Raw genomic sequence first — 8,277 nt, forward strand, 5'->3', positions numbered from 1 at the left:
CTATATGATATTTATTTCACTATCTCTTAAATATAATTTTATATAAAACTTATTCATTTTTAATAAAGTTATTATTTTACATAATTAAATTGAATTTCTTCCATTTCCTCATGATAACTTACAAATAAATCATAGTTTTGAAAATACCAAAGATCATCACAATCTACAAAAAATATAATACCTTCCTTCTCAACTGACACTATTTCTCCATCTGGTTTCTCAGCAACAACCCCTAAAGAATATCCGGGCTGAATTGAACTATCCCCTCCGTACCTTACAGTAAAACGTACAGATTCACCGTGCTTTATACGTAATTCTTCCTGGAACCATTGCAGAGCTTTACGATCAATTGAAATTTCCATCTTTATTCCTCCAGTTTACACAAACTCTTTTTTTCCTAATCGTTGTTTTACAAAGAAGACGAAAATAATTAAGGCTATCAATGCTGAAATTGCACTCCCTGAAAATAAAATACGATAACCAAACATTTGTGAAACAACTCCAAGTACAATAGCACCTAACCCGATTCCTAAATCAAACGCTGTAAAAAATGAAGCATTTGCAACTCCTCTTTTACTCGGATCGACAATTGTAAGCATTGCCGCTTGCAAAGCTGGCTGCGCTGAACCAAATCCAATACCGTATAATGTTGCTGCGATAATTACACCTATCAAACCATTTGAAATAGTTAAAACAACTATAGCTAAAATAGTAATACATAATGCTGGGAGTATGATGAATACTTCTCCATACTTATCTAATAGTTTCCCTGAAATTGGTCTTACAATTGTTAATGCAATTGCATATACAAGAAAGAAAGTTCCCGGATTTACATGAATTGATGATGCAAATAACGGTAAAAAGGTTGTTATTCCTCCATATGCAAACGATAAAAAGAATACTACAATCGTGATTGTTAATACGGATTTCTCAAATAGCTGAATTTTTCCTTTTTCTTTTTGTAGCGTAAATGGCATCTTCGTTATTAGTGATAATACGACTGCCATAAAAGATAACAACGTCGCTAATAAAAATAGACCATTAAATGAATAATTTTGCACAACCCATAATCCAATCATAGGTCCGATGGCCATTGCAATTGTCATCGCCATCCCGTACCAGCCCATTCCTTCTCCACGGCGTGAATCTGGAATAATATCAGTTATTGCTGTTCCAACAGCTGTTGTAGAAACAGCCCATGTTACTCCGTGAATAACACGTAAAACAGCTAAAAGGACAATAGTCGATGCTATATTATAGGAATACATCGTTAATCCAAAAAAGATAAGTCCGAAAATAATAAAGGATCTTCTACCATATTGATCTAGCATTCCTCCAATAATCGGTCGTATTACTACAGCAGCTATCGTAAACATCCCCATCATGAGTCCAACTTGCGATTCATTGCCACCTATCTCTTTAATAAAGAGCGGTAGCGTTGGAACAAGTAAATAAAATCCTGTAAATAAAAATAACATTGCGAAAGTCATTTGAATAAGTGATTTCGTCCATAATCGTTCCATAAAAATACCTCCATACACTCGTAAAATATTACGATTAACAACCTCATTGTACATTTTATTGATCTCTTTTCCCTCCGCAAATAGACGTATCTTTTCATATTAAATAGTCCACCATCAGCTTACATTAGTCTTAAGACTTTGTACGCATGTTTTAAACGAAAGTCCTATATATGTACCTTTATACGTGTGAAAAGAATATACTAATTTATTAACACAACTTAGGAGTGAATATTTTATGTGGGTATCATTAAGAGTAACTGCCGTAGTTCCTTCGACTCCTGGGATACATGTTCCTGCAGTTCATACAGCTAGCTCCGATGTAGGAATTGAACTTCCCGCAACTTGGCAACAATATCAACTTCCCGGTCAAGTTACCCCCTCATTTTGGCATCATGGTGCACACCCAAGTAGTACTACCATTTATAGCCATAGTTATCCTCCACTACCTCCGACTCAAGTCTTTTATCATTTCCCTTCAATTTATTTCCAAAATTTTCATGGTACGTTTAACATTTAATAGCTATCACTGTATTACCCTACATCTTAATAAAGCGAACCTTTAATCCAGTTTCAACATAAAAAGTCGAATTTCTTAAATAAGAAATTCGACTTTTTTATTGTTTTCCAAACGAAAGTAACCGTTAAAGAAAGACATTTATTAAAGACTTGAATATAATTCCCTCTTATTTAATGCTTTATGTAATCCATTACAGTTAGTCCCTTTCCGGAATAACCCATACGTACAATCATTTCTCTCTTTACGTTACATTTCACATAAACTACATTCACTCTTTTTCTTCTATCCGGCCCTTAACATAAAATTTTCTATAGCAAAATGAAAAAAGCACTTAAGATTGTAAATTCCCACAAATCTTAAGTGCTTTTTTGAAAACTTTTCTATAAATTTTTCTTATTGTCCATTATTGGCAGGAACCTCTCCTGCATTTCCACCATTATTTGGTTGTACTGTTGCAGGTGGGGTTGGAGTTCCTTGACCTCCATCATTATTCGCTGGAGGTGTCGTTCCTTGGCCTCCTCCGCTATTTGCTGGAGGTGTCGTTCCTTGGTTTCCTCCGTTATTCGCTGGAGGTGTCGTTCCTTGACCTCCTCCGTTATTCGCTGGAGGTGTCGTTCCTTGGCCTCCTCCGTTATTCGCTGGAGGTGTCGTTCCTTGGCCTCCTCCGTTATTTTGTTCATTTTGTTTCTTTTCTTCTTCTTGTTTCTTTTGCTCTTCTAGTTTCTTTTGTTCTTCTTGCTTCTTAAGTTCCTCTTGTTTCTTTTGTTCTTCTTGTTTTTTCAGTTCTTCTTGTTTCTTTAATTCTTCTTGCTTTTTCTCTTCTTCAGTTTTTTGCTGTTGATCTTGTTTTGGTTGCTCCGTTGTATCCGGTACGCTAGTATTTGGCGATGAATCACGTTTTTCACCTTTTATACGTAGCTCACTACCTTCTTGAATGACGCTACTTGGCATTTTAAAGCGTGATTTATCTGTAGCCATTTCGCTCATCATTTCTTTAAAGATCAACTGTGCAATTTTCGTATTTTTACTACTAATATACTCGTCTTTGCCATCTTTCATATACCCAGTCCATACTGCCATCGTATATTGCGGTGTATATCCAGCAAACCAACTATCACGAGTTGCACTTTCTGGAATTTTATATTGAGCTAATTGTTTTGATGAGTAGTTTGTCGTACCCGTTTTTCCAGCTACATCTAAAGATGCTACATTTGCAGATGTACCAGTACCTGATCTAACTACAGAACGAAGCATATCTGTAATCATATATGCTGTAGAATCTGTCATAACTTGTTTTGGTTTTTGTCCAAAACTTTGTGACTTACCATCTGGATAAACGACTTTCTTAACAAAATGCGGTTTCGTATATTTACCATCATTACCAAATGCCGCATAAGCGCCCGCTATTTCAGTTGGTGATACTTCATTTGTACCAATCGCTGTTGATTCAGTCGGTGCTGCATTAAATGTAATGCCTAATTTCTCAGAGAAGTCTTTTGATTTATTAATTCCGACTTCTTTCGCAGTCTTAATTGCTGGGATATTTCGTGACTTTTCTAATGCTACACGCATTGTAATTGGACCCATGTGACTTCTATCTGAATTTCGTACTTCTTGTCCCGTTGAATACTTAAATGGAGAGTCATCAATTTGATGGTACGTAGCCCATTTTAAATATTCAATTGCAGGAGCGTAGTCGAAAATCGGCTTCATCGTTGAACCAGCTGCACGATCTAATTCAATTGCCATATTGTGCCCTTTAAATACAGCTTTATTTTCTCCACGGCCACTACCTATAGCACGAACTTCTCCTGTTTTCGTATCCATAAATGTAAATGCACCTTGGAATTTATCGTTCGGATAATCAATGATATTATTATTTAAAATATTATCAGCAAGTTTCTGTGCTTTCGGATCTAACGTTGTATAAATTTCTAAACCGTCAGAACCTATATTAGCATCTGGCAATTCTTTTTCTACTTCTTTCACAACTGCATCCATAAATGCAGGATATGGCATTGTTTGTAGTTGAGTTGCAGGCTTGAGTCCCTTTTCTACGTCAACTTTTGATGCTTCTTCCATTTCCTGTTTTGTTATATATCCATGTCGATTCATTAAGTTTAGAACAACATTTCTTCTTTCTGTTGCTTTTTGAACATTTTCTTTTTTCGTTGGATCATAGTTATTCGGTGCTTTCGGTAAACCTGCAAGCATCGCAACTTCTGGTAATGTTAAGTCCTTCAATTCTTTACCATAGTAGTTTTGTGCTGCTGTTGCGATCCCATATGAACGGTTTCCTAAGTTAATTTTATTTAAGTACATCTCTAATATCTCATGTTTTGAATACTGTTGTTCTAGCTTATAAGCTAAATATATTTCTTGTGCCTTACGCTTTGGTGTTTTGTCCATTGATAAGAAGTAGTTTTTAATAACTTGCTGTGTTATCGTACTTCCACCCTGAGAACCATAATCTCCTTTAAGACTTACTAGAACAGCACGGGCAGTACCTTTAAAATCTACTCCGCTATGCTCATAAAAACGTGAATCTTCTGTCGCTAAAAATGCATTTTCTACTAATTTAGGTATTTGCTCATACGTAACATTCGTCCTTTTTTCTTTTCCATATTCATATACCAAATCCCCGTTTTTATCATAAATTTTTGAGGATAACGGATTAACAAGTTTTGCTTTCTCAAGTTTTGGTGCATCCTTAATCATTACAAAAAAGGTAGCAACCCCCGCCACTAAACCAACAATACCAAGTAATAAACAAGTAATTAAAAACTTGCGAAAGAATGATGTTTTACCTTTTGGTTTTTGTGTTTTAGACGCTGGCTGTTTTTTCTTTTTAACTTGTCGTCGTTCCTCTCGAGAACGATAATTTTCTGACATGTTACTTTCTCCTGCCTTTCAATTCTCCCGTTGATTTACTTAAAAATATTGAGGTCACTTTCTAAAATGAATTTGATTAAGAAAGTATATTGACCTGGAGCATTCAATATTTTCCCAATTCACAGATTATAATTTTTAGAATACTTCTTATACAAACTATTTTCACTTCTATTTTTCCTAATAACGCTGCCCCTTTAAGCATAGAATGTAAAAAGTGAATTTTTAATACCTCGTATAAATAATATACCTTTTTTTCAAATGGTCAATATTTTCTTATTTATAAATCAAAGGTGAAATAAAAATAGCACAACGATATGTACTTCGTGTGAACTTCCTTATAATTACGTATAACAAACATTTAATATATTGCATATAAGTATAATACCTCTTAAATTATAAGGATTTCAACTTCATAACCTCAACATCTACAAGAAATTATTAAAAATGAAAAGTGAGGAGTTGCGTAATGATGAAGCTATCTCCCGTGATTTCAAAAAATATAGTTGCTGTTGGCTACAATCCTTTTTCTATGATTTTGCGAATCCAATTAAAGAATGGTATGTACGATTTCTTTAATGTACCAGAAAGTATCTATACTGGCCTATTACATGCACAATCTAAAAGTTATTATCATAAAACTTACATTAAAAATTCTTTCCGCCACACAAAAATTTAAACTTAACACCCACTAAAAAAAGGAGGTTAATCCTCCTTTCTTTTAAAAATATTTCACGGATAAATTACCTTCGATTCCTCTTATTAATTTCATCATATGCTTGAATTTGTTTTTTCAAACGCCGATCAGCTTTTTTATCATGCACTACAAGAATTGCATGTATAACTCCTGGAACCCAAAATATTAGTGTTAATATGAAATTTATTATTGCCTGAATTGGTTTTCCACAAAATAATACAGCAACAGGCGGAAGAAAAATTGCTAATAAATACATCATCCCTTGAAAACTCCTTATTTTGTATTTTATATATCACTTTTCAAAATATACGCAAAGAAACCTACTACTATTTTAATCTTAACTTGCCTCTAAAATCAATGTCTCTCCTTCTACTTATATAAGTATTTCAGACTTTTCATTGTTTACTAGCCTATTTTCTTCCTCTATTGCAGTTACTCCAATTGCAGAAATTAACGTTCCAACCGCTTGTATCCAAATACCAATGAGTGCAATTATTCTCTCATCCTTCTTATCAAAAATTCTATCTTCATTTTCTCTCTCATCTTTCAATAAATTTGAAACGCCTTGATACGCTTGTAATCCAGCTCCTAAACTTTGCATGGAGTTACCTAGTATAATAATTTTCTGTAGTACATTTATATCCATCAAAGCTGCTTCTACTCCTAAAAAAGCACCGATTGATTGTAAACTGTTCCCTATAATAATAAGAAAATCATTTTCTTTCAATTGTTCATTTATATTAAAATATGTTCCTATTACATTTGATATATTCCCTAATGCTAATAACTCAATTCCTATTTTATCAAGTAATTTACTTTGATTCTCTAAGCCTATATTTTGATTTTCTCTTTTTTCTTCCCCGTCATCATACTTGCTCGCAATGATTTGTAATATATACCCGAGGGCTTGTAATGAGCTCCCTACAATAACAAGGTCCGATTCAACTTTCTCTTCTCCAATAAATCCTCTTGTCGTCCCAATAGCAGCTGTAAGGTTCCCTCCCACTTGAAACCATGCCCCTGTCACTCTTAAACCGCGTGGATTCATTTTTATCACCTATTTAAATATTTTCTAAAGCTTTCAAAACAAACAAATCTCACCCTTAATCGTTTATTTTATTTTTCATATGTAATTTTGTGAATGATATAATGTACTACTAATATAAAAAAGCACCTTAAAGGTGCTTTTTTATATGCATGCTGGACATGTCAACGAATCTCCATTTTTATCTATTGTTATATTCAATATATATTGAATTGCTTTATGTGACCAAGTTTCAGGTGTAGGTGATTCATTTATATATTGTGGAGCACATGACTTCAGCATTGGAGTACTAATACTCCCTCCAGGATCTAAAGCAACTACAGCCATGCCATAGGGTAATTCCAGGGCCATAGATTTAGTGATACCTTCAATAGCAAATTTCGAGGCACAATATGGCGCAAGCTCAGCCTCACCTTCTCTTCCCCAACTAGAACTCATATTAATGATAATCCCTTCTTTCCTAACTACCATTGCTGGAACAAACGCTCTTATTACATTTACTACACCATTCACGTTTACATTCATTACATTTTCAAATTCTTGAGCCGTAATTTTCCAAAGTTGTGCATTTTGATTTACAATCGATGCATTATTTATTATCAGATTGGGAGCCTTATGTCTATTAAGTATATAATTTGCCCAATTGTTAACTTGCTGAGAATCTGAAATATCAATTACTTGGAAATCATGTATTTTACTGTACTGTTTTTTTAGTTCTTCAATTTTATCTTTTGAGCGTCCACAACCATATATGTTCCACCCTAATTCATGAAATCGATCAACCATCGCACGTCCTAACCCTTGTGTCACACCTGTAATAATTACAGACTTACCAATTTCTTTTCTCTTCATTTCGCTCATCCTCCTTCCCTATATATTACTCTCTTCATTTTTATTCAGCCATTTACTATAGTATCAACTCAACTCATACTTTAGTAATAGTTTTGATATTGCATACATAAACAAAAAAAGTAACCATCATGGTTACTTTTTGCTACCTATCTAAAAATTCATTGTTTATTTCATTATTGTTTTTACATTTCAACTTCTCTTTTCCACATTTCTCACACTGGTACATATAAACTACACCTAATGTACCTTTTTTAAAATCCTCATTATCCTGCATCTTAATAAAAATATATTTATGTTTACAATGCGATTCACCCAAATAATTTTTAAACCACTTTTTCAACACAACACATTCCACCTTTATGATAGAACCTTTATTTAGCTGCCTTATGACATACTTTTATTTAAATGTTCAATCTCATATTGCAATTTTTTAAATTGCTCAAAATGCATGGTAATAGATTGACTACTACCATAATCAACATTTTGTTTCACTAATATAACACCCGTATCATGAAAAAGCGCTTCAAGTTCTTTCCTAATAGAAACTTTCGCAATATGAGCTGTTTTAATTGCAGATAAAATTGCAATTTCATTAAACTTTAATTTTATTTCATTTGGACAAAATGCGTCTTCAACTAATATAACTTCATTACTATAAATTAGTGCAACAAGATTACTTGATTTGGCATCTGTTAAATCAACTTTTTTCATAATATCTTTCATTACATTTTGCCTCCTTTATTTTCATATATAT

The 8,277-nt window shown here is 33.5% G+C and carries 10 protein-coding genes; 2 read left to right on the forward strand and 8 right to left on the reverse strand.

Annotated elements, in window-relative coordinates:
* Positions 1 to 71 precede the first annotated feature (71 nt).
* Complete coding sequence (locus tag DN403_RS28530; RefSeq protein WP_000406140.1) at positions 72 to 362, reverse strand: HesB/YadR/YfhF family protein; 291 nt, start codon at positions 360 to 362, stop codon at positions 72 to 74.
* 15 nt (positions 363 to 377) lie between these two features.
* Positions 378 to 1,523, reverse strand: a complete 1,146-nt coding sequence (locus tag DN403_RS28535; RefSeq protein ID WP_014894774.1) for an MFS transporter — start codon at positions 1,521 to 1,523, stop codon at positions 378 to 380.
* A 235-nt stretch (positions 1,524 to 1,758) separates the two neighbouring features.
* Here DN403_RS28535 and DN403_RS28540 point away from each other — a divergent pair, with 235 nt between their 5' ends.
* Positions 1,759 to 2,040, forward strand: coding sequence for a hypothetical protein (locus tag DN403_RS28540; protein ID WP_000270163.1), 282 nt, complete (start codon positions 1,759 to 1,761; stop codon positions 2,038 to 2,040).
* A gap of 393 nt (positions 2,041 to 2,433) precedes the next feature.
* Here DN403_RS28540 and DN403_RS28545 read toward each other — a convergent pair whose 3' ends face one another.
* A complete protein-coding gene (locus DN403_RS28545; RefSeq protein WP_001293953.1) occupies positions 2,434 to 4,932 on the reverse strand; it encodes a transglycosylase domain-containing protein in 2,499 nt (832 codons plus the stop codon).
* Positions 4,933 to 5,398: 466 nt separating this feature from the next.
* Here DN403_RS28545 and DN403_RS28550 point away from each other — a divergent pair, with 466 nt between their 5' ends.
* A complete protein-coding gene (locus DN403_RS28550) occupies positions 5,399 to 5,608 on the forward strand; it encodes a KTSC domain-containing protein (RefSeq protein WP_000977080.1) in 210 nt (69 codons plus the stop codon).
* A 64-nt stretch (positions 5,609 to 5,672) separates the two neighbouring features.
* Here the strand turns inward: DN403_RS28550 and DN403_RS28555 are convergent, their stop codons facing one another.
* The 5 genes from DN403_RS28555 to DN403_RS28575 all read right to left on the reverse strand — a co-directional run bounded on the left by DN403_RS28555 (position 5,673) and on the right by DN403_RS28575 (position 8,246).
* Positions 5,673 to 5,885: a YqaE/Pmp3 family membrane protein gene (locus DN403_RS28555; protein WP_000990219.1), complete on the reverse strand. Its 213-nt coding sequence runs from the start codon at positions 5,883 to 5,885 to the stop codon at positions 5,673 to 5,675.
* Positions 5,886 to 5,999: 114 nt separating this feature from the next.
* A complete protein-coding gene (locus DN403_RS28560) occupies positions 6,000 to 6,674 on the reverse strand; it encodes a DUF6944 family repetitive protein (protein ID WP_149186016.1) in 675 nt (224 codons plus the stop codon).
* Positions 6,675 to 6,815: 141 nt separating this feature from the next.
* Positions 6,816 to 7,523 carry an SDR family oxidoreductase gene (locus DN403_RS28565; RefSeq protein ID WP_000823053.1) on the reverse strand — a complete coding sequence of 236 codons (708 nt, stop codon included), beginning with the start codon at positions 7,521 to 7,523 and terminating at the stop codon, positions 6,816 to 6,818.
* A 142-nt stretch (positions 7,524 to 7,665) separates the two neighbouring features.
* Positions 7,666 to 7,866: a hypothetical protein gene (locus DN403_RS28570; RefSeq protein WP_000915145.1), complete on the reverse strand. Its 201-nt coding sequence runs from the start codon at positions 7,864 to 7,866 to the stop codon at positions 7,666 to 7,668.
* A gap of 41 nt (positions 7,867 to 7,907) precedes the next feature.
* Positions 7,908 to 8,246, reverse strand: coding sequence for a hypothetical protein (locus DN403_RS28575; protein WP_000651908.1), 339 nt, complete (start codon positions 8,244 to 8,246; stop codon positions 7,908 to 7,910).
* Positions 8,247 to 8,277: the final 31 nt, after the last annotated feature.

The sequence above is a fragment of the Bacillus sp. AY2-1 genome, from assembly GCF_008368965.1.
Lineage (GTDB): Bacteria > Bacillota > Bacilli > Bacillales > Bacillaceae_G > Bacillus_A > Bacillus_A thuringiensis_S.